Source organism: Acidovorax sp. 106, assembly GCF_003663825.1.
Taxonomy (GTDB): Bacteria; Pseudomonadota; Gammaproteobacteria; order Burkholderiales; family Burkholderiaceae_C; genus Acidovorax.
Genome location: NZ_RCCC01000001.1, coordinates 1,705,172 through 1,727,866 on the forward strand (window position 1 = coordinate 1,705,172; position 22,695 = coordinate 1,727,866).

Annotated in this window: 23 protein-coding genes; 13 read left to right on the forward strand and 10 right to left on the reverse strand. The window is 63.8% G+C overall.

What is annotated here, in order from left to right:
* Positions 1-49: 49 nt before the first annotated feature.
* A complete protein-coding gene (locus C8C98_RS07560; RefSeq protein WP_121453754.1) occupies positions 50-352 on the forward strand; it encodes a flagellar basal body protein in 303 nt (100 codons plus the stop codon).
* 110 nt (positions 353-462) lie between these two features.
* On the opposite strand, the gene C8C98_RS07565 is transcribed toward C8C98_RS07560, so the two are convergent.
* From C8C98_RS07565 to rpmH, 7 genes are all read right to left on the reverse strand, one after another.
* A complete protein-coding gene (locus C8C98_RS07565; protein ID WP_121453755.1) occupies positions 463-1,419 on the reverse strand; it encodes a hypothetical protein in 957 nt (318 codons plus the stop codon).
* A gap of 111 nt (positions 1,420-1,530) precedes the next feature.
* Positions 1,531-2,022: a Crp/Fnr family transcriptional regulator gene (locus tag C8C98_RS07570; protein ID WP_121453756.1), complete on the reverse strand. Its 492-nt coding sequence runs from the start codon at positions 2,020-2,022 to the stop codon at positions 1,531-1,533.
* 85 nt (positions 2,023-2,107) lie between these two features.
* The gene (gene mnmE, locus C8C98_RS07575) at positions 2,108-3,547 is read right to left on the reverse strand and encodes a tRNA uridine-5-carboxymethylaminomethyl(34) synthesis GTPase MnmE (protein WP_121453757.1); all 1,440 of its coding nucleotides are present in this window, start codon (positions 3,545-3,547) and stop codon (positions 2,108-2,110) included.
* 121 nt (positions 3,548-3,668) lie between these two features.
* Complete coding sequence (gene yidC, locus C8C98_RS07580; RefSeq protein ID WP_121453758.1) at positions 3,669-5,372, reverse strand: membrane protein insertase YidC; 1,704 nt, start codon at positions 5,370-5,372, stop codon at positions 3,669-3,671.
* Positions 5,369-5,662, reverse strand: coding sequence for a membrane protein insertion efficiency factor YidD (yidD, locus tag C8C98_RS07585; RefSeq protein WP_121453759.1), 294 nt, complete (start codon positions 5,660-5,662; stop codon positions 5,369-5,371). Before yidD ends, yidC begins: the two co-directional genes overlap by 4 nt.
* Positions 5,659-6,150, reverse strand: coding sequence for a ribonuclease P protein component (locus tag C8C98_RS07590; protein WP_121453760.1), 492 nt, complete (start codon positions 6,148-6,150; stop codon positions 5,659-5,661). Before C8C98_RS07590 ends, yidD begins: the two co-directional genes overlap by 4 nt.
* 63 nt (positions 6,151-6,213) lie before the next feature.
* Positions 6,214-6,348 carry a 50S ribosomal protein L34 gene (gene rpmH, locus C8C98_RS07595; RefSeq protein WP_005798102.1) on the reverse strand — a complete coding sequence of 45 codons (135 nt, stop codon included), beginning with the start codon at positions 6,346-6,348 and terminating at the stop codon, positions 6,214-6,216.
* 410 nt (positions 6,349-6,758) lie between these two features.
* Here rpmH and dnaA point away from each other — a divergent pair, with 410 nt between their 5' ends.
* The 9 genes from dnaA (at position 6,759) to C8C98_RS07640 (ending at position 16,772) form a co-directional block, all read left to right on the forward strand.
* The gene (gene dnaA, locus C8C98_RS07600) at positions 6,759-8,237 is read left to right on the forward strand and encodes a chromosomal replication initiator protein DnaA (RefSeq protein ID WP_121453761.1); all 1,479 of its coding nucleotides are present in this window, start codon (positions 6,759-6,761) and stop codon (positions 8,235-8,237) included.
* 276 nt (positions 8,238-8,513) lie between these two features.
* Positions 8,514-9,632, forward strand: coding sequence for a DNA polymerase III subunit beta (gene dnaN, locus C8C98_RS07605; RefSeq protein ID WP_121453762.1), 1,119 nt, complete (start codon positions 8,514-8,516; stop codon positions 9,630-9,632).
* Between the two features lie 193 nt (positions 9,633-9,825).
* Complete coding sequence (gene gyrB, locus C8C98_RS07610; protein ID WP_121453763.1) at positions 9,826-12,432, forward strand: DNA topoisomerase (ATP-hydrolyzing) subunit B; 2,607 nt, start codon at positions 9,826-9,828, stop codon at positions 12,430-12,432.
* Between the two features lie 29 nt (positions 12,433-12,461).
* Entirely contained in the window at positions 12,462-13,295 is an 834-nt protein-coding gene (locus C8C98_RS07615) for a DUF3883 domain-containing protein (RefSeq protein ID WP_233574483.1), read from the forward strand.
* A 35-nt stretch (positions 13,296-13,330) separates the two neighbouring features.
* Positions 13,331-13,732, forward strand: coding sequence for a YkgJ family cysteine cluster protein (locus C8C98_RS07620; RefSeq protein WP_121453764.1), 402 nt, complete (start codon positions 13,331-13,333; stop codon positions 13,730-13,732).
* A gap of 116 nt (positions 13,733-13,848) precedes the next feature.
* Positions 13,849-14,556 carry a hypothetical protein gene (locus C8C98_RS07625; protein ID WP_147436340.1) on the forward strand — a complete coding sequence of 236 codons (708 nt, stop codon included), beginning with the start codon at positions 13,849-13,851 and terminating at the stop codon, positions 14,554-14,556.
* Positions 14,553-14,861 (forward strand): ATP-binding protein, encoded by a 309-nt coding sequence (locus C8C98_RS07630; protein ID WP_233574484.1) that lies wholly within the window; start codon positions 14,553-14,555, stop codon positions 14,859-14,861. Before C8C98_RS07625 ends, C8C98_RS07630 begins: the two co-directional genes overlap by 4 nt.
* A 99-nt stretch (positions 14,862-14,960) precedes the next feature.
* Complete coding sequence (locus C8C98_RS07635; protein WP_121453767.1) at positions 14,961-15,155, forward strand: hypothetical protein; 195 nt, start codon at positions 14,961-14,963, stop codon at positions 15,153-15,155.
* 225 nt (positions 15,156-15,380) lie between these two features.
* The gene (locus C8C98_RS07640; protein WP_121453768.1) at positions 15,381-16,772 is read left to right on the forward strand and encodes a homoserine dehydrogenase; all 1,392 of its coding nucleotides are present in this window, start codon (positions 15,381-15,383) and stop codon (positions 16,770-16,772) included.
* 394 nt (positions 16,773-17,166) lie between these two features.
* Here the strand turns inward: C8C98_RS07640 and C8C98_RS07645 are convergent, their stop codons facing one another.
* Together C8C98_RS07645 and C8C98_RS07650 are read right to left on the reverse strand one after the other, a co-directional pair.
* Positions 17,167-17,802: an FMN-binding negative transcriptional regulator gene (locus C8C98_RS07645; protein WP_121453769.1), complete on the reverse strand. Its 636-nt coding sequence runs from the start codon at positions 17,800-17,802 to the stop codon at positions 17,167-17,169.
* Between the two features lies 1 nt (position 17,803).
* Positions 17,804-18,301 (reverse strand): OsmC family protein, encoded by a 498-nt coding sequence (locus C8C98_RS07650; RefSeq protein WP_121453770.1) that lies wholly within the window; start codon positions 18,299-18,301, stop codon positions 17,804-17,806.
* A 76-nt stretch (positions 18,302-18,377) separates the two neighbouring features.
* Here C8C98_RS07650 and C8C98_RS07655 point away from each other — a divergent pair, with 76 nt between their 5' ends.
* Positions 18,378-19,856: a PLP-dependent aminotransferase family protein gene (locus C8C98_RS07655; protein WP_233574485.1), complete on the forward strand. Its 1,479-nt coding sequence runs from the start codon at positions 18,378-18,380 to the stop codon at positions 19,854-19,856.
* Between the two features lie 91 nt (positions 19,857-19,947).
* On the opposite strand, the gene C8C98_RS07660 is transcribed toward C8C98_RS07655, so the two are convergent.
* Positions 19,948-21,129 carry an MBL fold metallo-hydrolase gene (locus C8C98_RS07660; RefSeq protein WP_121453772.1) on the reverse strand — a complete coding sequence of 394 codons (1,182 nt, stop codon included), beginning with the start codon at positions 21,127-21,129 and terminating at the stop codon, positions 19,948-19,950.
* Positions 21,130-21,216: 87 nt separating this feature from the next.
* Here C8C98_RS07660 and C8C98_RS07665 point away from each other — a divergent pair, with 87 nt between their 5' ends.
* Together C8C98_RS07665 and C8C98_RS07670 are read left to right on the forward strand one after the other, a co-directional pair.
* Positions 21,217-21,918, forward strand: coding sequence for a TetR/AcrR family transcriptional regulator (locus C8C98_RS07665; RefSeq protein WP_121453773.1), 702 nt, complete (start codon positions 21,217-21,219; stop codon positions 21,916-21,918).
* Positions 21,919-22,035: 117 nt separating this feature from the next.
* Positions 22,036-22,614 carry a gamma carbonic anhydrase family protein gene (locus tag C8C98_RS07670; protein ID WP_121453774.1) on the forward strand — a complete coding sequence of 193 codons (579 nt, stop codon included), beginning with the start codon at positions 22,036-22,038 and terminating at the stop codon, positions 22,612-22,614.
* Positions 22,615-22,695 lie beyond the last annotated feature (81 nt).

Here is a 22,695-nt window from a genome sequence, read left to right on the forward strand (position 1 = left end):
GCAGGCGTCCGACAATCCTCCCAATTGCAACATTTTGTGAGGCCTTTTTATGGCAAGCCTTTCCTCCATTGGCAACTCTGGCCTGCAAGCGGCCCAGTTGAGGTTGGATACATCGGCCCACAACGTGGCCAACCTCAACACCCCCGGCTTTCGCCGCCAAGTGGTCGAGCAAACAGAAGCCCCCGGCAGCAACGGGGTGCAAGCCAGCGTGCAACGTGATGGACAAGTGGGCTCGGCGCTCGAAAAAGACGTGGTGGAGCAGATGTCCGCCACGTACGCCTTCAAAGCCAATGTGCAGGTGATCAAGACCAATGACCAGATGATGGGCGCCTTGCTCAACACCAAGGCATAGGCGCATACACGCATACGCACCCGCGCCAAAAACCTTCTAACGTCCAAAACAAAGGGGCTCCATCTTTGCAGATGGAACCCCTTTTTGCTTGGTCCGCAGCGCTGGCCAGCCTAATTCAACTCGCCGTATTGGGTGCTGCTCAGGTCTGGGCTGGGCGCGTCGGAGCCGGGCATTTCGGTGTCAGCAAACCCTGTGGAACTGGACGGTGGCAGCAAAGGCCCAGAGCGCACGGGAACCCCAGGGCGGGCCGCTGCCGCCGGGGCTGCGGTGGGGCTGCTGGCAGCATCGGCCAGTGCACGTTTGAAAGCGGCCACTTCGTCGGCCTCGATGGGCTCATAGCGCGACGCCGTGGCACGGGCCAATGGTGCAGGGCCGGTGTTGGACGCGGGGAGCAACGGTGCGGGCGCTGTGGCACCAGTGGAGGGACGCGCCGCAGCAGTGGGCGTGGCCGGGAACCGCGCCGCAGGCTCGGCAGGGAACAGCAGCGAAGAAGACGATGCGGGGACTGGCGCGGGTGCAGAAACTGGCACCGGGGCCGGAGCAGGCTTGCGCGCCAAGTTGGGAGCAGACAAAGAGCCCTGCTGCTGGGTAGGCGTGATGCCTTTTTGGGGCAGTCCCACCGCCACATGGTCATTGATACGCCAGTACACCGCTGTCACCACGATGTCGTAGCGGGTTTTGGCCGTCTGGGCGATCAAGGCTTCGATTTCGCTCAGACGGGTGGTCTCGCCACCGTACTCGCGGGCCAAATCCATCATCACCAGGAACTGGCGGCCTCGCTGGTCCAGCGACAACACCTTGAACTTGTAGCTGGCCGACAAAACACCTGCGCGCACCATGGCATCGCGCACCACGGTGTAGAGCAGCTCGCGCCGCTCCATGCGCTCATTTTTGCGATTGGCTGCGTGCTCGGGGGGGTTGGGTTCCAAAAGCGGCTGTCCTGGTCGCCCAGGCGCCAGAGGCACAGTGGCATCGGCATTCATCAGCCCGGAGGGCTCTGCCCCGCCGCTGCGGGGCTTGGCCTTGGGCGGTGCAGGTTTGCGACTGAACCAACTGAACAGAGACATGGCTTGCTTTCTTCGGAAGGGCGCCCGTAATAAATCCGAATTGAGTGTAACGTGGTGTTTGGGTGCCCAAGGTGCGTAGTGCCCGCAGGCGCACCCAAACAGTGCGCAGTGTCAGGTGGCCGCAACGCGGCGTTTGCGGTTGCCCAGCCGCTTGGCCAGCACCGAGCCCACCGCCATGGTCAACGCCAAGGCCACGGCTGGCTGGCGGTTGGCCAACTCTGTAAAGCGCATGGCATGCAAAGCCCAGAGCTTGCAAGGAACACTGGTCTGCACCGTGGCAGAGCGCGGGCGGTGCGAGAAAAAAGCGCCTTCACCCACCACCGAGCCTGGGCCCACAACGGCCAGGCGCAAACGCTCTTTTTCGTCTTGGTAGTGCACGCTCAGGTTGCCGCTCTCGACCAGATACAGGGTACGGTCTGCGGTGCCCTGGGTGAACACGGTGTGGCCCGCCGGAAACACCATGGACTGCAAATAAGGTGCGATAGCTTCCCACTGCGTTGGCGATAAAGGGTTGGTCATGGCGTCGTCTGCATTGGCCTGGGCAATGGCATCAATGAGACCGCGAAGGTCAACTCGGGGGGCTGTGGGCGTTATGGCATTCATGATGATGCGGAAAGTACCTGCGTTACAGCATGGACACAAGCGATGCTTACGTCCGTTTACAACAAAGAGCGCCCCGCACGCAGCGTCACTTGCCGATGCAGAAGCTCGAAAAAATTACACCCAACAGATCGTCGGACGAAAACTCGCCAGTGATGGCGCCCAAGGCGTTTTGCGCCAATCTCAATTCCTCGGCCAGTAGATCCAGCGCAGGCGAGGCAATGAGCAATTGGGCCGATGCCTGCTCCAGGTGGCCTTGCACCTGCGCCAAAGCCTGCACATGGCGTGCTCGCGCAATGTAAATGCCTTCAGGAGCCGACTGCCAACCAGCCACGTCCAGCAGTATCCGACGCAATGCGTCCAGACCATCACCCGTACGCGCAGAAATCCTTACCGAGCGTCGGCTCGCTTCGTTCGGTTCATTCGATTTGGCAGCGGCTTCGGTGCCCAGGCTGGCGCAGTCGGTTTTGTTCCAAACATCGATCACCGGAACGGAGGCCGGGATTTTATGCTGCATGGAGTCCGCCACCGCAGCATCGGCTGCGCAGTACTCCAGCAAGTGGGCGCGCGACAGGTCGTGCAAAAACAGCACGGCGTCTGCACCCTCGATCTCGGTCCAGGCACGCGCAATGCCGATGCGCTCGACTTCATCGTCACTGTCGCGCAGGCCCGCGGTGTCGATGACGTGCAGCGGCACCCCTTCGATCTGGATGGTTTGCTGCACCTTGTCGCGAGTGGTGCCTGCAATCGGCGTGACGATGGCCAACTCTGCCCCTGCCAGGGCGTTGAGTAGCGAACTCTTGCCCGCATTGGGCTGGCCAGCAATGACCACCTTGATGCCCTCGCGCAGCAGAGCCCCCTGCTGCGCACGCTGGCGCACCTGGGCCAGCGTGGCCTGCAGGCGTTGGAGTTGGCCGCGTGCATCGGCTTTCTCCAGAAAATCAATGTCCTCTTCCGGAAAATCCAGCGTGGCTTCCACCAGCATGCGCAGGTGGATCAGCGCATCGCGCAGCGCATGGATTTCTTGCGAGAACGCCCCCGTCAACGACCGGCTGGCACTGCGCGCTGCCGCTTCGGTGCTGGCATCGATCAGGTCGGCGATCGCCTCGGCCTGGGCCAGATCGATCTTGTCGTTGAGGAAAGCGCGCTCTGTGAACTCGCCAGGCTGGGCAACACGCAAACCAGGGAGCACGGCACCAGCGTGCGCTGCGGGTGCCTGGGCCGCCTGCAAGCAACGCGCCAGCAGCAATTGCAGCACCACGGGGCCGCCATGGGCCTGCAGCTCCAGCACGTCTTCGCCGGTGTAGGAGTGGGGCGCAGGAAAGTACAGCGCCAACCCTTGGTCAATGGCCTGGCCCTGCGCATCCCGAAAAGGCAGGTAGGTGGCCTCGCGCGGACGAAGCTCCCGCCCGCACAGCGCCTGCACCAACGGCGCCAATCCTTTGCCCGAGACTCGGACGATACCCACAGCCCCCCGGCCGGGAGCAGTGGCAATGGCAACGATGGGGTCAACGTGACGGGCAAGCATGGTGAGGCACTTTACACAAGGCAAGGCCATGCCAGCGAGGGGCGGCACACCTTGCAAGAATGAAAAAGGCCGCTTGCGCGGCCTTGGAGGGTTTGAGAATGGCTTCTCAGGATCACAAAGTTCACTTGAACTTCGGCAGATTGAACTGTGGTGGAACGCCCATGCGGGTGTTGATGATCCACTGCTGTGCAATCGACAGGATGTTGTTCGTCAGCCAGTACAGCACCAGACCGGCGGGGAAGAAGAAGAACATCACGCTGAAGATCAGCGGCATGAACCACATCATCTTGGCTTGCATCGGGTCTGGTGGTGCGGGGTTCAGTGCGGTTTGCAGCAAGGAACTGACCGTCATCAGCAAAGGCAGGATGAAGAACGGGTCTGGCGCCGACAGGTCGCGGATCCAGCCGATCCAGGGCGCGTTGCGCATTTCCACGCTGGACAGCAGCACCCAGTACAAGGCGATGAACACCGGAATCTGGATCATGATCGGGAAGCAGCCCCCCATGGGGTTGACCTTCTCTTCGCGGTAGATGCGCATCATCTCTTGCTGCATCTGCTGCGGCTTGTCCTTCAGGCGCTCGCGCAACTCCATGATCTTGGGGTTGATAGCCTTCATCTTGGCCATGCTGGCGTAGGCCTTGGCATTGAGCCAATAGAACGCAATCTTGAGCAGCAGCACCAGTGCCACGATGGACCAGCCCCAGTTGTTCAACAGCGTATGCAGCTGGTCCAGCAGCCAGTACAGGGGCTTGGACAGGATGGCCAGCATGCCGTAGTCCTTGACCAGCTCCAGACCGGGTGCCAACTCCTTGAGCATGGTTTCGACCTGAGGGCCAGCAAACAGGCGCGCATCCACCGACTTGCTGGTGCCTGGCTCCAGACTGCCCAGCGAGGCGATCATGCCTACCGAGTACAGGTTGTCACTCACCTTGCGGGTGAACAGATCGCGCTGAACGCCGTCGGCCACCAGCCAGGCGCTGGCAAAGTAGTGCTGCACCATGGCCACATAGCCATTGGTGGACTCCTTGGGGATGTCGGCCTTGCCGTTCTCAATTTCCTTGAACTCGATCTTCTGGTACTTCTTGGCCTCGGTGTACACCGCAGGGCCTGTGAAGGTCGAGTAGAACGAGGACTCTCCTGGCGGCTTGTTACCGTCACGCACCAACTGCAGGTACAGCTGAGGCGACACGGCGGTGCTGCCTGCGTTCACGACTTCGTGCTTGACGGCAATGTCGTAGGCGCCGCGCTTGAGCGTCCAGGTCTTGATCAGCTTGACGCCGCCTTGCTCTGGCGACTCGAAGCGGATGCTCAATTCATTCTCGCCATCCTTGAGCGCACGCGGGCCGGGCACAACCGTCATCACGGTCTTGTGCGTGGGGTAGCTGCCGCCAATCAGGCCGGTTTGTGCGGCATAGACCCGTTGCGTGCTCTCATCGAACAGCACAAAGTTTTTGGTCTTGTCGGCCATGTCCGCGTGCTTGAGCAACTCGGCGTGCACGAGCGAGCCGCCTTCGCCGTCAAACGTCAGTCGATAGACGTCGGTGGTGACTTCGATTTTCTCGCGCGCCACGGAGGTTGCCGGAGCAGGCGTTCCGGGCACAGCAGAAGCCCCGATGGAGGCAACGGCTGGCGCGGTAGAGCCAGGCACGCTGGCAACCCCGGCTTTGGGTGCCGATGCGCCAGCCGCTGGGGCCGCAGCGCCCACGGCCGCTGGCGACGGGAAAAATGTGGCCTTGTTGCCGTTGTGCACTTGCCACTTGTCCCACAGCAAAACCATGGAAAAGCCAAAAATCACCCACAGGATGGTGCGGCGAATGTCGTTCATGAAGACTTCTTTGGTGAGGATGGTTGGGTGTTGGAAGGGTTCAGTCGCGAGAACAACCGCAAGCTGCGCGGCAATTCCTGCGGCACCGGATCATGCCCCCCGTCACACCAGGGGTGGCAGCGTACCAGCCTGCGCACTGTGAGATAACTCCCCACGGCAGCGCCATGCTGTTCCAGGGCCTGAAGAGAATACGCGGAGCAGGTGGGCTCAAAACGGCAGGCCGATCCCAGCCAGGGGCTGAGTATCAACCGATAGCCTTTGACCACACCGATCAGCAGGGCTCGCATCATGGCGCAGCCTCTGGGGCCACAACCGCAGGCCCGGCCTTGGCACCTGCGCTGGCTGGGCGCTTGGTGGCCTGCCCAAACAGTTGCAGCAGTTCGGCGCGCACGGCCTGCTTGAGCTGATCCGAGGTAGCGCTCACAAACTGCTTTCGATCAAACGCCGTGCGCAAGCGCACCACATGGGCAGCCTGCGGCATTTGCGCCTCAAACGTAGCGCCCACGGCGTATATCTGGCGCTTGATGGTGTTGCGCGTGACGGCACGGCGGGCCCAACGCTTGGGCACCATGGCCCCCAGCCACACATCAGGCACGACAAACAGGGCCTGCGGCCCTTGCTCAGAAAGCGAGAGACCGGGCCCTGAAAGTGACGTGGACGCTGCTGGCGAACTGCCTGCCGTGAGTACCAAGCGGTGCAACGCAAAATGCGCTGTGCGAGAGACAGTGCCCCCCGCCATGGCGGCCTGGAACTGCGGACGGGTTTTTAGCCGTTGCATGCGCGCACCCCGTTGAGGACCTGACGGTACAAACCGGGGAGCAGGCCGGTGGGTGGTTTGGCCTTAGACGGCCAGGCGCTTGCGGCCCTTGGCGCGGCGTGCGTTGATCACAGCACGGCCACCGCGGGTCTTCATGCGAACGAGGAAGCCGTGGGTGCGGGCGCGGCGGGTCTTGGAAGGTTGGTAAGTACGTTTCATGGTGCTATTCCTTGAGGTTCAGTTCCGGACTGCTGCTCTTGAACCCCCTGAATCCCGCGCCGCCGCACTGCAATTGCAGTGCCATGAGCACAGACCTCTGGGGCAGAAATAACGGCGCGCCGGGTCAAATCGCCCTGAACACATTCAGGGAAACCCAAAATTATCGCAGGCTATTGCGGTTCTGGCAATGCCTTGGCTGCGTAACACGCGAGCGGACGACCCGGAAGGCGCCTGCACAGCCCGGCGCCGCGAGCGCTCAAATACCTGCGAAATGCCTAGCGCGGCAGCCTGCGGTAGCCCATCAGGGACCCCATTCTTACCCAGGCCACAAATTGTGGATAACTCCTTGACAAGCTACAATGCCACCCCTTGCTTCGTTCCTCCTATCCACAATAAAAACACCCCTTGAAATGACCGAGGAACCCCAACGCAACCCCAATACCCCCACCGGCTCGGACGCCAGACAAGGCCTGTGGCAGGCCTGTGTGGAACAACTGGCCCAGGACCTCCCAGAACAGCAGTTCAACACCTGGATCAAGCCCCTGGTGGCCCAGGTGGCAGACGACTTCACCAAGGTCACCCTGCTGGTGGCCAATCGCTTCAAGCTGGACTGGATTCGCGCCCAATACGCAGGCCGCATTGCGGCTTTGCTCGAAGGACTGTACGGCCAGCCCGTCACACTGGAGCTGGCCATTGCCCAGCGCGAATCGGTCATCCGTACCTATGTGCGCCCAGCGTCGCAGCAGCAGGAACCGCAGCACTCGCAGTCTTCCGGCCAGACGCAAAACCACGGGTCTGCCCAAGGCAGTCCCTCTGGGCAAGGGCAGGGCAGCAGCACCGGCAGCGACGAATCCTCAGCGGGCGTGTTTCGCAACCGCCTGAACGCAGCCCTCACGTTTGAAACCCTGGTGGAAGGCACGGCCAACCGCATGGCGCGCTCGGCGGCCATGCACGTGGCGGGCATGCCCGGGCACCTGTACAACCCGCTGTTCATCTACGGCGGCGTGGGCCTGGGCAAAACCCACTTGGTGCACGCCGTGGGCAACCGCCTGCTGCAAGACAAGCCCGACGCCAAGATTCTCTACATCCACGCCGAGCAGTTCGTGTCGGACGTGGTCAAGGCCTACCAGCGCCGCACCTTTGACGAGTTCAAAGAGCGCTACCACTCGCTTGATCTGCTGCTGATCGACGACGTGCAGTTCTTTGCCAACAAGGACCGCACCCAGGAAGAGTTCTTCAACGCCTTCGAAGCCCTGCTGGCCAAGAAGAGCCACATCGTGATGACTTCGGACACGTATCCGAAGGGCCTTGCCAATATCCACGAGCGGCTGGTGTCGCGCTTTGACTCGGGCCTGACAGTCGCCATTGAGCCGCCCGAGCTGGAAATGCGCGTGGCCATCCTGATCAACAAGGCCCGCGCTGAAGCCACCGAAATGCCCGAGGAAGTCGCCTTCTTCGTGGCCAAGAACGTGCGCTCCAACGTGCGCGAACTCGAAGGCGCGCTGCGCAAAATCCTGGCGTATTCGCGCTTCAACCAGAAGGAAATTTCGATCCAGCTGGCGCGCGAAGCCCTCCGAGATCTGCTGTCAATTCAGAACCGGCAAATTTCTGTGGAAAACATTCAAAAAACGGTGGCCGATTACTACAAGATCAAGGTCGCCGACATGTACAGCAAGAAGCGCCCGGCCAGCATTGCACGCCCGCGCCAGATTGCGATGTACCTGGCCAAAGAGCTGACGCAAAAAAGCCTTCCAGAAATTGGAGAATTGTTTGGCGGGCGCGACCACACCACCGTTTTGCACGCCGTGCGCAAGATTTCTGGCGAGCGCCAGCAGCTCACTGAGCTGAACCAGCAGCTGCATGTGCTGGAACAAACGCTCAAGGGCTGAGATGGAACACCCCCCTGAGTCGCCTTCGGCGCCTTCGCCCTCAAGGGGGACGACGCCCTCGCTGCGGGGCGGCCCTTGCTTGGCGTCCCTCGCGCTTGGGCTGCGCCAGTTGGCCGGGCGACTGGGGTGTCACGCAAGCCATGCAACGGAAAACCGTTTCTGCCACCGTAACGCCCTTACAAGAAGGCAAAATGGCGTGCTGTGCAGCACGGGGAAGGCGCGAGGAGCGCCGCTGCTACCCAAGCACCGTCCTAAAAACCACAAGAGGTTGATGACATGATCGTCCTGAAGGCAACACAAGACAAGGTTCTCGCGGTACTCCAGTCCGTGGCTGGCATCGTCGAGCGCCGCCACACGCTGCCCATTCTGGCCAACGTGCTGATCCGCAAGACGGGCAATGCGCTGCAACTGACCACCAGCGACCTCGAAATCCAGATCCGCACCACCGCCGAGCTGGGCGGTGACACTGGTGACTTCACCACCACCGTGGGCGCGCGCAAGCTCATCGACATCTTGAAGACCATGCCCGGCGACCAGACCGTGAGCCTGGAGTCGAGCCAGTCCAAGCTGATCCTCAAGGGCGGCAAGAGCCGCTTTACGCTGCAAAGCCTGCCCGCCGAAGACTTCCCGCTGGTGCAAGAATCCGCCGCCTTCGGCCCCGTGTTCGCTGTTCCGCAAAAGACGCTCAAGGACCTGCTGGGCCAGGTGTCGTTTGCCATGGCGGTGCAAGACATCCGCTACTACCTCAACGGCATCTTGTTTGTGGCCGAGGGCAAAACCCTGAGCCTGGTGGCCACCGACGGCCACCGCCTGGCCTTTGCCAGCGCTACGCTGGACGTGGAAGTGCCCAAGCAGGAAGTCATCCTGCCGCGCAAGACCGTGATTGAGCTGCAGCGCCTGCTGTCTGATGCCGGTGGCGAGAACCAGCCCCACATCGAGATGCAGTTCGCCAACAACCAGGCCAAGTTCACCTTTGGCGGCATGGAGTTCGTGACCAAGCTGGTGGAAGGCAAGTTCCCTGACTACAACCGCGTCATCCCCAAGAACCACCACAACAGCGTGACCCTGGGCCGCGCCCCGCTGCTGGCCAGCCTGCAGCGCACGGCCATCATGACCAGCGACAAGTTCAAAGGCGTGCGCCTGAACATCGAGCCCGGCACGCTGCGCGTGGCATCGAACAACGCCGAGCAGGAAGAGGCGGTGGACGAGCTCGATATCGACTACGGCGGCGACACCATTGAGATCGGCTTCAACGTCACCTACCTGATCGACGCCCTGGCCAACATGGGCCAAGACATGGTCAAGATCGATCTGGCCGACGGCAACAGCTCTGCGCTGATGACCATCCCAGACAACGACTCCTTCAAATACGTCGTCATGCCGATGCGCATATGACGCACGGGTGATGGGCATTGCGGCACCTGCGGGTGCCGCAAGCCTTTTGCAACAGACTGCAACCCACCGTAATTACTATCAATTTGATAGCTTCTAGCGCTTATCCTACTTGCCCTAGAAGGTTATTTGACCTGTATTGAACCCTTTTACCATGTGCGAGACCCCGAGGTCTGCACGGATCCCAAGGCCCACCATGACCGCTGACAACAACCTGCCCGAGCCAGAATCCACCGGCACTGGTGAGCCCGCTCCACACAAGATCGACACCAACCAAGCTGGCGCCAGCGAAAGCTACGGCGAAGGCGCCATCACCATCCTGGAAGGCCTGGAGGCCGTGCGCAAGCGCCCCGGCATGTACATCGGCGACACGAGCGACGGCACCGGCCTGCACCACCTGGTGTTCGAGGTGGTGGACAACTCCATCGACGAAGCCCTGGCCGGCCACTGCGACGACATCGTTGTCACCATCCACAGCGACAACTCCATCAGCGTGACCGACAACGGCCGCGGCATTCCCACCGGCGTGAAGATGGACGACAAGCACGAGCCCAAGCGCAGTGCCGCTGAAATCGCCCTGACCGAACTGCACGCGGGCGGCAAGTTCAACCAGAACAGCTACAAGGTCTCCGGCGGCCTGCACGGCGTGGGCGTGAGCTGCGTGAACGCGCTCTCCAAAATGCTGCGCCTGACCGTGCGCCGCGAAGGCAAGGTCCATGTGCTGGAGTTCAGCAAGGGCTTTGTGCAAGACCGCCTGCTCGAGACCGTGGACGGCATCGAAGTCTCCCCCATGAAAGTCACCGGCACCACCGACAAGCGCGGTACCGAAGTGCACTTTCTGCCCGACACCGAGATCTTCAAAGAGAACAACGACTTCCACTACGAAATCCTGGCCAAGCGCCTGCGCGAACTCTCGTTCTTGAACAACGGCGTGCGCATCCGCTTGAAGGACGAGCGCAGCGGCAAGGAAGACGACTTCTCGGGCGCGGGCGGCGTGCGCGGCTTTGTCGAGTTCATCAACAAGGGCAAAACCGTTCTGCACCCCACCTCGTTCTACGCCGCAGGCGAGCGCCCGGCCGAGACGTACGGCGGCATCCCCGGCACGCACATTGGCGTGGAAGTGGCCATGCAATGGAACAGCGCCTACAGCGAGCAAGTGCTCTGCTTTACCAACAACATCCCCCAGCGTGACGGCGGCACCCACCTGACCGGCCTGCGCGCCGCGATGACCCGCGTCATCAACAAGTACATCGAAGAAAACGAGTTCGCCAAGAAGGCCAAGGTCGAAGTCACCGGCGACGACATGCGCGAAGGCCTGTGCTGCGTGCTGAGCGTGAAGGTGCCCGAGCCCAAGTTCAGCAGCCAGACCAAAGACAAGCTCGTGTCGAGCGAAGTGCGCGCCCCGGTGGAAGACATCGTGGGCAAGCTGCTCACCGACTACCTGCAAGAGCGCCCGGCCGACGCCAAGATCATCTGCGGCAAGATCGTGGAAGCTGCCCGCGCCCGCGAAGCCGCCCGCAAGGCCCGCGAAATGACGCGCCGCAAAGGCGTGCTCGACGGCATGGGCCTGCCCGGCAAACTGGCCGACTGCCAGGAAAAAGACCCGGCGATGTGCGAGATCTACATCGTCGAGGGCGACTCCGCCGGCGGCTCTGCCAAGCAGGGCCGCGACCGCAAGTTCCAGGCCATCCTGCCTCTGCGCGGCAAGATCCTGAACGTGGAAAAAGCCCGCTACGAAAAGCTGCTGACCAGCAACGAAATCCTCACGCTGATCACCGCCCTGGGTACCGGCATCGGCAAGGCCGGTGGCACCACCGGGGGTGATGACTTTGACGTGGCCAAGCTGCGCTACCACCGCATCATCATCATGACCGACGCCGACGTCGACGGCGCCCACATCCGCACCCTGCTGCTCACCTTCTTCTACCGCCAGATGCCCGAGCTGGTCGAGCGCGGCCATATCTACATCGCCCAGCCACCGCTGTACAAGGTCAAGGCCGGCAAGGAAGAGCTGTACCTGAAGGACGCGCCTGCCCTCGACGGCTTCTTGCTGCGCATTGCGCTGAACCACGCCAGCGTGACCACCGGCGGCGCCAACCCGCAAACCCTGACCGGCGACACCCTGGCCGAGCTGGCGCGCAAGCACCAGATCGCCGAAAGCGTCATCGCCCGCCTGGGCAACTTCATGGACGCCGAAGCCCTGCGCGCGATTGCCGACGGCGTGAGCCTGAAGCTCGACACCGTGCAGGATGCCGAAGCCAGCGCCGTGGCCCTGCAAGCCAAGCTGCGCGAGCTCAACACCACTGGCGCCCCCGCCGAAGTGGCTGGCGAATTCGACGCCCGCACCGACAAGCCCCTGCTGCGCATCAGCCGCCGCCACCACGGCAACATAAAGAGCAGCGTCATCACCCAAGACTTCGTGCACGGCGCCGACTACGCCGCCCTGGCCGAAGCCGCCGAAACCTTCCGTGGCCTGCTGGGCGAGGGTGCCAAGGCCCTGCGCGGTGAAGGCGACAAGCAGAAGGAAGAAAAAGTGGGCGACTTTCGCCAGGCCATGAAGTGGCTCATCTCAGAGGCCGAACGCACCACCGCCCGCCAGCGCTACAAGGGCCTGGGCGAAATGAACCCCGAGCAGCTGTGGGAAACGACGATGGACCCCACCGTGCGCCGCCTGCTGCGCGTGCAGATCGACGACGCGATCGAGGCCGACCGCGTGTTCACGATGCTGATGGGCGACGAGGTGGAGCCGCGCCGAGACTTTATTGAAACCAACGCCTTGCGCGCTGGGAATATCGACGTTTGACATAGTCAGCCGACTCGGTTGAACCGATCGTGGACTGGTCTCAGGCCGAGGTAGAGGCCGTTGTTGCCGACTACCTCAAGATGCTCAGTCTTGAACTGGCTGGTCAGGCCTACAGCAAGGCTGCGCACCGTCGCGCCTTGCTTGAAAAGCTCAATGGCCGCTCTGCCGGTTCGCTTGAATTCAAGCACTGCAATATCAGTGCGGTGCTCATCCATCTGGGCTGCCCGTACCTGCGCGGATATCAACCACGAGCCAATTACCAACGTCTGCTGCGTGAAGTAGTGGAGCGGCAAGTTGACCGGTTCTCCGCACTAGATTCACTGGCACTTGCGGCGGCGCACCAGCCTGCGATATCCCATGAAATTGTGGATTTCTCAAAGGTTGAAACTGAGGCACCGCAAAAGCGCCACCATGCCAGCGAATCAAGCCCGTGCTACGGCAACCTACCCATCAAGCGTGACTACCTAGCGATCGAGTCCCGCAATCGCTCGCTAGGTCAGGCTGGCGAAGAGTTCGTTTTCCGTTACGAGCAATGGCGACTGGCTCATATCGGCAAGCTCGATCTGGCTGAACGGGTGGAGCATGTTTCGCAAACAAAGGGGGATGGCCTTGGCTACGACATCCTTTCTTTCGATACGAATGGGCGCGAGCGATTCATCGAAGTGAAAACTACGGCGTTTGGCAAAGACACACCGTTTTTCGTATCCAAGAACGAATTGCATTTCTCCAGAGACGCAGGTCCTGACTTCACGCTGTGTCGGCTGTTTGAGTTTCGGCAGACTCCAAAGTTGTTCTCTCTGAAAGGCGCACTGGATCAGCACTGTGACCTAGATCCCATCACTTATCGCGCCAGCTTTTCTTAGTCCCCCCACAAACCACTGGCCGCAGACTTGCACCCATGCGCTCCTCCATCTCCATCGTTGACGTTGACCGCCTAGACACCTGGTCCCGCTACCGTGCGGGCCTGTGCGAGACCTGTGCGGCCAACTGCTGCACCATGCCGCTGGAAGTGCAACTATCGGACCTGGTGCGGCTGGGGCTGGTGGATGCGTTTGAGGCCGAGCACGAGGAGCCCCGGCACATTGCCAAGCGGTTGCAGAAGGCGCGGCTGATTGACCACTTCAACCACAAGAACGTGGTGTTCACCATGGCGCGGCGGGGCAGTGGGGACTGCAACTTTCTCGACCCCAGAACCCGCCTGTGCACCGTGTACGACCAGCGGCCCGAGACCTGCCGGCTGCACCCACAGAAGAAGAGCCCCAAGCCGGGGTACTGCGCCTATGGCGCGCGGCGAGCCTAGCGCGCCTGGCGCTGGCGCGGTGAAGCAGCCAACCGCCGTGGGTCTTTGCTTGCGTGGCCTTGCCTGGGTGGCACGGGTCGGCGGATGATGGCGACATCGATGATTGGCCCCTTGCCATGCACCACCCCACAGACCCCGCCCGCGACCCGCAAAGCCACCAGCGTGCACGCAGGGCCAAAGCGGCCTGGGCGCAAGCTACCCAGCGCCACGGTATCCAGTGGGTGGTGTGGTGCTTTGCGCCGTTTGTAGGGTCGGTGTTGCTCACCATGGCGTTCGCGTTGTTGCTGCCTTGGTGGTCGGTGCCCCGCACTTTGGTACCGGGGCATGGGCTGGTGTGGCAAGGGCTGGCTGTGGTGGTGGGCGTGGTGGCCGCACTGCAGTGGCGGCTGCGCAAAGAGGTGCCGCCGTCGCAGGCGCGGCGGGTGCTTGCATGGCTGACTACGCTGGGGGCGCTGATGGCATGGCCTGTGGTCACCATGGGGCTGCTCCCCACGGTCAACGGCGCGCGGCTGACGGCTGAGCGCGTGACCCAAGTACAACTGATGCAACTGACAACCTCACCGCAAAAAGGCCAACGCGAGCCCTACCACTGGGCGCGCATCGTGCCGCTGGATGGTGGCACCCCAGGCAGTCAAGGTGGCCAAGGCGGCAAAACCCGCAACGATGCGAGCAGCGCAGGCGATGTGAAGGCGGGGCGCCTGCTGGTGTCGGCTGCGGACCATGCGGCATGGTCGCAATCGGGCACGAATGTGCTGCACATTACCCACTCGCGGGGCCTGCTGGGGGCACGCGTGGTCACCGACATCCAAGGGGTGTTGCCGTGACGGAGAACGCACCCAGCGCAGCTGCACTGCCGCAGGCCACCCACGCCAAAGCCCTGCCCACAATAGACCCCGCCCGCTGCACGGGCTGCGGCTGGTGCGTGGCGGTGTGCGCGCCGCATGTGCTGTCGCTGCAAGTGCAGGCACAGGCGCAGGGCACGGGGGCGGCGCCCAAAGCCTGGGGCCCCAAGCGCTCGCACCTGGACGATGCGGCGGGCTGCACGGGCTGTGCCTTGTGCGCCGTGCGCTGCCCGTTTGATGCGATTGCGATGGTTCGCACCGGGCGGCCGCTTGCGCCTGATCTTTGAATAGAAATGGTCAAAATGACCGCTAGCGCTTATTAAACAAGCGCTGGTAGCTGCAGATAAAGTAGCAACGCTTTCTGCGATGGGAAGAGAAAGCGATGCATGGCCAGACAGCCCGCGCAGTGCGCGTTGGCCACGCGCCGGGCTGTGCGCTACACTGCAGCGGTCATGTCGTTCACTCCATCCTCCGTCATCGCACCTGCCGCAGCCTTTGCGTGCATGGGCATGATGCTGCCTGCGTTTACGCGGGCGATGGGTGCACGAATGATGATCACCATTACCACCGCGGCCACCTGAGCGCAGCGCAGGTGGCCGTTTCGGCAGCCACCTGGTGATCGCTCTCTCTTCTCTTCCAAGACGAATGCACGAAACCCAGCTCTGGCAGCTGGGTTTTTTTATGCCTTGCGCAAAACAGGGCTGAGGCAGGCGGTTTGCCCTAGGGCGACCCGGCTGTTGCACCCCGATTTGCGCAAGTCGTGTTTGTTGGTTCGTTTGATTGTTTTCAATCGTTTGGAGAAGCCGATGTACCGCGATCCCGTCCAGAGTCTTGAGCCCCAGTCCAGCCCCGCCGATGCGGTGGCCACCCGCCCGCTGCGCGTGGGCATGATTGGGATTGGCACCGTGGGGGCTGGCACCTTCAGGGTGCTGGCGCGCAACCAGGCCGAGATCGCGGGCCGCGCGGGGCGGGGCATCAAGCTGGTGATGGTGTGCGCCCGCAGCCTGGCGCGTGCGATGAGCGTGGTGGGCACCGATGTGGCGCTGACCAACGACCCGATGCAGGTCGCCACCCACCCCGATGTGGATGTACTGGTGGAGGCCGCAGGCGGCACCGGCCCGGCGCGTGACTGGGTGCTGGCCGCCATCCGTGCGGGCAAGCATGTAGTCACGGCCAACAAGGCGCTGCTGGCCGTGCATGGCAACGAGATCTTTGCCGCCGCGCGCCAGCACGGCGTGGCCGTGGCGTATGAGGGTGCGGTGGCTGTGAGCATCCCCATCGTCAAAGCGCTGCGCGAAGGGCTTACGGCCAACCGCATCGAGTGGGTGGCGGGCATCATCAACGGCACCACGAATTTCATCCTGAGCAAGATGCGCGATGAGGGGCTGGGCTTTGCCGAGGCGCTGTCGCAGGCGCAGGCGCTGGGCTATGCCGAGGCGGACCCGACGTTTGACATCGAGGGCATCGACGCGGCCCACAAGATCACGCTGCTGGCGGCCAATGCGTTTGGCATGCCCGTGCGCTTTGCCGATGCGCAGGTGGAGGGCATCACCCGCCTGCAGGGGCTGGACGTGGCCTGTGCTGAGCAGCTGGGCTATCGCATCAAGCTGCTGGGCGTGGCGCGGCGGCGCAAAGACGGAGATGCCGATGGCGTGGAGCTGCGCGTGCAGCCTGCCCTGGTGCCCGCCACGCATTTGCTGGCGCATGTGAACGGATCGATGAACGCGGTGATGGTCAAGGGCGACGCGGCAGGCGTGACGATGTTCTACGGCGCGGGGGCAGGGTCTGAGCAAACTGCATCGGCGGTGATTGCCGACCTGGTGGACGTGGCGCGGTTGAACGGCACCACCACCGCGCAACGCGTGCCGCACCTGGGCTTTCACCCCCAGGCGATGAACGAGCAACTGGCCGTGCTGCCCCGCGCTGCCGTGCACACCCGCCACTACCTGCGCGTGCCGGTGCACACCGCCCAGCAGGTGGAGGCCGTGGGTGCCTGGCTGGCAGCGCAGCAGGTGCCCGTGCAGCGTGTGGAGCTAGCCTGCGAAAAGGCACTGCCCGCAGGCAGCGGGCCCCAGGTGCTGGTGCTGACCGACGCCGTGGGCCAAGCCACCGTGGACTTGGCTGTGCACGCGTTGGCCGCGCACCCTGCGGTGGCAGGCCCGGTGGTGACGCTGCGGGTGGAGGTGCTGGAGGGGTGATGGGCCCATAAGCCGTTTGGGCTGAAGCTGCCAAAGCCCGTGTGCAGACTTGTGACGGCCTTCGACAAGCTCAGGCTGAACGGTGGGGGGGCTTGCTTGCTTTTTATCGATCCACCCGTTCGGGCTGAGCCCGTCGAAGCCGGGGCGCAAACCTGTGACGGCCTTCGACAAGCTCAGGCTGAACGGTGGGGGGCGTGCCTGCTTTTTTATCGACCCCACCCGTTCGGGCTGAGCTCGTCGAAGCCAGGGCGTGAACCTGTGACGGCCTTCGGCAAGCTCCGGCTGAACGGTGGGGGTGATTGGCACCAGCTTCAAAAATAGAGCCAGAACAGGCTCTATCGCTTATCTGACAAGCGCAAACAGCTATGAAATTAATAGCTTTCTAGCTGCATCATCACCCCATCAACCGCCCCAGCACCAGCGCCGCCATGTCCTCGGCCGCTGGGGTGCCTTCGGCCAGCAAGCCTTGCACCACGCCCGCGCGGTCTTCGTCGGTGCGGTTTTGGCTCACCTTCCAGATGCCCTCCCAGCGCTGCACTTCCAGCTCAATGCCCACGATGGCGCGCAGCAGCTTGTCGATGTAATCGGGCGGGGCATCGTCGATGCGCCAGGGGTGGGGGCGGTGGGCTTCGTGCTGCTCGCTCAGGGTGTGCAGCAGGGCGCGCAGGCGCACCGGGTCGTCCACCGCCGTGAGCGTGCCATGTGCGTGCACGGCGGCGTAGTTCCAGGTGGGCACCTGCTTGCCGTCCACCGCTTTGGACGGGTACCACGACGGCGAGATGTACGCCTGCGGCCCGTGGAAGATGGCCACGGCCTGCTGCGGCAGCAGCGGCCAAACGCCATTGGCCCGCGCCACATGGCCCACCAGCGTGCCGTGCGGGCCACGGGTGGGGTCCAGAAACAAAGGGATATGGTTGGCATGCAGAGCCCCGGCATGCGCCACCACCAGCGTGGCCAAGGGTTGCGCGCGCACCAGCGCGTGCAGGGTGGGGGCATCGGTCACTTGAAACTGGCGGTTCGCGTTGGCCATGTCAGGCTCCTTGCGTTGCAGCGGCTTCTACTTCCAGCACCGGGGCGCAGTCGATCTGCGTCTTGACCGAGTTGGCCAGAAAGCAGGCCGCATGCGCCTGGTGGTGCAGGTCGGCCAGCACGGCGGCGCTGGGCGCATGGGCAGCGTCAAACACGGTGATGGGGTGCAGCTGCACATGGCTCACCACCAAGCGGCCTTCGGCATCCTTGGCCATGGTGCCTACGGCGGCGTCGGTGTAGCGGTTCACACGCCAGCCTGCGCGGCTGGCCAAGTCCAAGAACCACAGCATGTGGCAGCTGGTCAGGGCGGCGATGTAGGCCTCTTCGGGGTCTACCGCCGCAGCATCCGAATACGGCACCGGCACCACATGCGGCGACGAAGACGCCGCTACGGTGGCACCGCCATCAAACTGCCACTGGTGGCTGCGGTGGTAGCGCTTGTCCAGAAAGTCATCGGTGCCACGGGTCCAGACGACGGAGGCGGTGTGCGGTGCAGCCATGGGTGAAGTTCCGGCGAGGGTTTTTACAATGGTTCTTCAGTTTAGGGGCCATAGCGCATTCACAAGGAGCCAATTCGTGTCCGTTGCCAGAGCCAATCCACCCAGCGCCACGCCTTCGTCGGCCACCTTGCGCCAGCAGGTGTATGCGCAATTGCGCAGCGCCATCGAGCAGGGCCGCTGGCCTGCGGGCATGCGGCTGCCGCCCTCGCGCGCGCATGCGGGGCTGCTGGGGGTGTCGCGCAACACGGTGCTGTGGGCCGTGCAGCGCCTGCTGGCCGAGGGCTATGTGCAAGCCCGCGTGGGCGATGGCACCTATGTGGCGCAGGCCCTGGCCAAGCACGGGGTCGGTGCACCTTCCAATGCACAACTCCATGCACCGGCGTTGGTGGCGCCACCCCGGGGCCTGTCGCGGCGCGGGCAGCTGGTGGCCGACACGGCGGCACGCTGGCGCCCGCCGCTGGTGGCCGCCAGGGCGTTTCGCATGGGTGCGCCCGAGGTGGCCAGCTTTCCGTTTGCCGTGTGGGACCGCCTGGCGCGCCAGGCCAGCCAGGCCCAGCGCGCCGCCCGCGCCCACTACCTGGACCCGGCGGGCGACCCCGACCTGCGCCAGGCCGTGGCGCAGTGGCTGTGGGCGTCGCGCGGCATCCGCTGCGATGCGGCACAGGTGGTGGTGTGCTCGGGCTCACAGCAGGGCATTGATTTGATTGCGCGCCTGCTGCTGGACGTGGGCGAGGAGGTGCTGGTGGAAGACCCCTGCTACCCCGGCATCCGCGCCAGCCTGCTGGGCCACGGCGCGCTGGCGCGGCCTGTGCCGCTGGATGCCAGCGGCCTGTGCATTGCGCAAGGCGCTGCGCAGTGGCCCGCTGCGCGCATGGCGGTGGTCACGCCCACGCACCAGTTCCCGACAGGTGTGCGCATGGATTTGCCGCGCCGCCAGGCCCTGTTGCAATGGGCGCGCGACCACGATGCCTGGGTGGTGGAAGACGACTACGACGGCGAGTTCCAGTACGGCAACGCCGCCCAGCGCGTGCCTGCGCTGTGCAGCCTGCCGGGGTCGGAGCGGGTGCTGTACGTGGGCACGTTTTCTAAGACGCTGCACCCCGGCATGCGCCTGGGTTTTGTGGTGGTGCCGCCCGCACTGGTGGAAGCCTTTGCCATGGCCCGCGCCATCACCGACCGGCACGCGCCGGGCGACGCGCAGGCCGTGCTGGCCCGCTTCATTGCCGAAGGGCACCTGCTGCGCCATCTGCGTCGCATGCGCGAGCTGTACCTGCACCGCCAGCAATTGCTGATCGGCACCCTGGCCGACGCCAGCGACGGCCACTGGCAACTGCCAGCGAGCGACCGGGGCATGCACCTGCTGCACGAGGTGCCCACAGACACCGACGACGAGCCCCTGGCCCGCAGCGCCCAGGCGGCGGGCGTGATGCTGGTGCCGCTGTCACGCTACGCCATCCACTCGCCCCGGCGCGGCTGGCTGCTGGGCTATGCAGGGTATGGGGACGAGGAAATTCGCGCGGCGGCGCGTGTGGTGGGGGCGTTGGCGGGGCGGTAGCCCGATGCCCCGGTCAATGCGCGCAACCAATGCACGCGACCGGGCAAGCTCTTTGACAAGAGTCCCTAGTGCCCCGCGCTGGAGATTCGTTTCATAAAGACGCCGGGGCCACCAGCGCTGGGGCCTGCGCTGCGCTGGGCTGCGTGGCCTGCACGCTGCGCCACCAGTGGCGCGACAAGGTCGGTTGGCGCAGGTCAATGCGCTCGCCCATCACTGGCGCTACCAGGGGCACCTGGGCGGCTTCGGCCAGGGCGGTAATGCGCTCAAAGGGCTCCGTCCAGGGGTGCAGCGACAGGTCGAACGTGCCGTTGTGGATGGGCATGAGGTAGCGGCCCTTGAGGTCCAGGTGGGCCTGCAGGCTTTCTTCGGGCTGCATGTGCACGTCGGGCCAGTCCTTGTTGTAGGCCCCGGTTTCCACCATCGTCAAATCAAACGGGCCAAAGCGCTCGCCGATGGCTTTGAAGCCGTCGAAGTAGCCTGAGTCGCCGCTGAAAAACACGCGCAAGCCGCTGGAGGAGGATTCACCACCGTCGCCAGCCCCCACCACACGCAGCACCCACGAAGCCCACAGCGTGCGGTCGCTGTCCGTCAGGCCCCGGCCTGAGAAATGCTGCGCGGGCGTGGCCGTCAGCTCCAGCGCGCCCACGGTGGTGCTCTGCCACCAATCGAGCTGCTGCACCTTGGCCGCAGGCACGCCCCAGCCGATGAGCCGGTCGCCCACGCCCAGCGGGGTGATGAAGTGCGCCACCTTGGGCGCGAGCTTCTGGATGGCGCTGTAGTCCAGGTGGTCGTAATGGTCGTGCGACAGCACCACGCCTTCGATGGGGGGCAGCTCGTCAATGCTGATGGGTGGGGCGTGAAAGCGCTTGGGGCCCATGAACTGGAAGGGCGAAGCACGCTCGGAAAACACAGGGTCCGTCAGCCAGAACTGCCCGCCCACCTTCAGCAGCATGGTGGAGTGCCCCAGGCGCCACAGGCTGCCATCGGGCGCGGCCAGCAGGTCGGTGCGCAGTACCGGATACACGGGGATGGGGGCCCGGGGCACAGTATCGGCATCTTTGCCCGTCGCAAAGTTCCACAGCACCTTGGCTGTCTTGGCCGCCCCCAGCGACTGGCGCGGCTTGGCATTGCGGTACTTGCCGCCCTCTTGCAGCGCGTTTTCGGTGTGCGTGGTGGCATGGAAGGTGGTGCAGGACGACGTGGCAACGGCCATGGCAAGGGCTCCGATCAAGACGGTGGCGATGGTCCAGACCCGGGAAAGACGGCGGGGCATGGGCAAATTCCGGTGGTTTTTCAAATGTGCACTGCACAGTGTAGTTTAGTTTCAAGAAAAGTAAACTGCACGGTGTAAAATTCCCCCATGAGTGCCCAGCCTTCCCCCACCCGCCTGACGGACCGCAAGCGCGATGCCATCGTGCAAGCCGCCATTGAGGAGTTTCGCCAGCACGGCTTCAACGGCACCAGCATGGACCGCGTAGCCGCAGCGGCCGAGGTCTCCAAACGCACGGTGTACAACCACTTCCCCAGCAAGGAAGACCTGTTCGAGGCCATCCTGATGCTGATGTGGGAGCGCAGCCGCTCGCCCGAGGAGCTGGTGTACGACGCCCACCAACCGCTGCGGGGCCAGCTGCTGGCGTTGCTGGGCCACAAGATGCGCCTGCTGGACGACGCCAGCTTCATCGACCTCAGCCGCGTGGCCATGGCCGACATGATGCACACGCCCGAGCGCGCACGCGCCATCGCCACCAAGCTCTCGGCCAAAGAGGAAGGCCTGCCGCGCTGGCTGCGCTCCGCCCAGCAAGACGGGCGCCTGCGCCCCGGTATGGATGTGGCCTACGCCGCCAACTTGCTGCAGGGCATGATCAAGGCCTTTGCCTTCTGGCCCCAGCTGGCCATGGGCCAGCCGCCCCTCACACCCGCACAGCAGGCGCAGGTGATGGGCGATGCGGTGGACATGTTTTTGGGGCTGTATGCCGTGGCCGAATGCCCAGTGCAGGCCGCAGCCCAGTCGACCCCTGGCAAGGCACCGCCCCGCCCACGCAAACCCCGCGCATCGCCCTGAGCAAAGGCAAAGGCGTGTTTCCAGGGGCTTGGCTGCTGACAGGTGGAGCACTGCCTGGGATGCGCTACGCTGCTGCCCTTTGCAGCCGCCTTTTCAAGACCTCAGGACCCACACCCCATGCCCCTTGAACCGTACCTCGACACCGCGCCCCAGTTGGGCCATAACGTCTTCGTCCATGCCAGCGCGCAAGTGATTGGCGATGTGCAACTGGGCGATGACAGCTCGGTGTGGTGCAACGCCGTGCTGCGCGGCGATGTGAACCGCATCACCGTGGGCCGCTGCAGCAATGTGCAAGACCTGACCATGGGCCATGTTTCGCACCGCAACGCCAGCAAGCCCGAAGGATCGCCGCTGGTGATTGGCGACTACGTCACGGTGGGCCACTCGGTCATCCTGCACGGCTGCCGCATTGGCAACGAATGCCTCATCGGCATGGGCTCCATCGTGATGGACGACGCCGTGATCGAAGACCGCGTGATGCTGGGCGCTGGCAGCCTGGTCTCACCCGGCAAGGTGCTGGAAAGCGGCTACCTCTACATCGGCCGCCCGGCGGTGCGCCAGCGGGCGCTAACGGAGGCTGAGATCGCTTATCTGAAGTACTCGGCTGAGCACTATGTGCGGGTGAAGAACAACTATCTGGCGGGCCCACCGGGTACAGCCATGGTGCCGCCTGCGCCACCTGCCAGCAAGGGATAAAGCGGGGCCGGGATAATCGGGGGCTTCCACGATCCCCGCGGCGGCACCGCATCGCCCCGTTCACACCATGTCTGCCGCCGC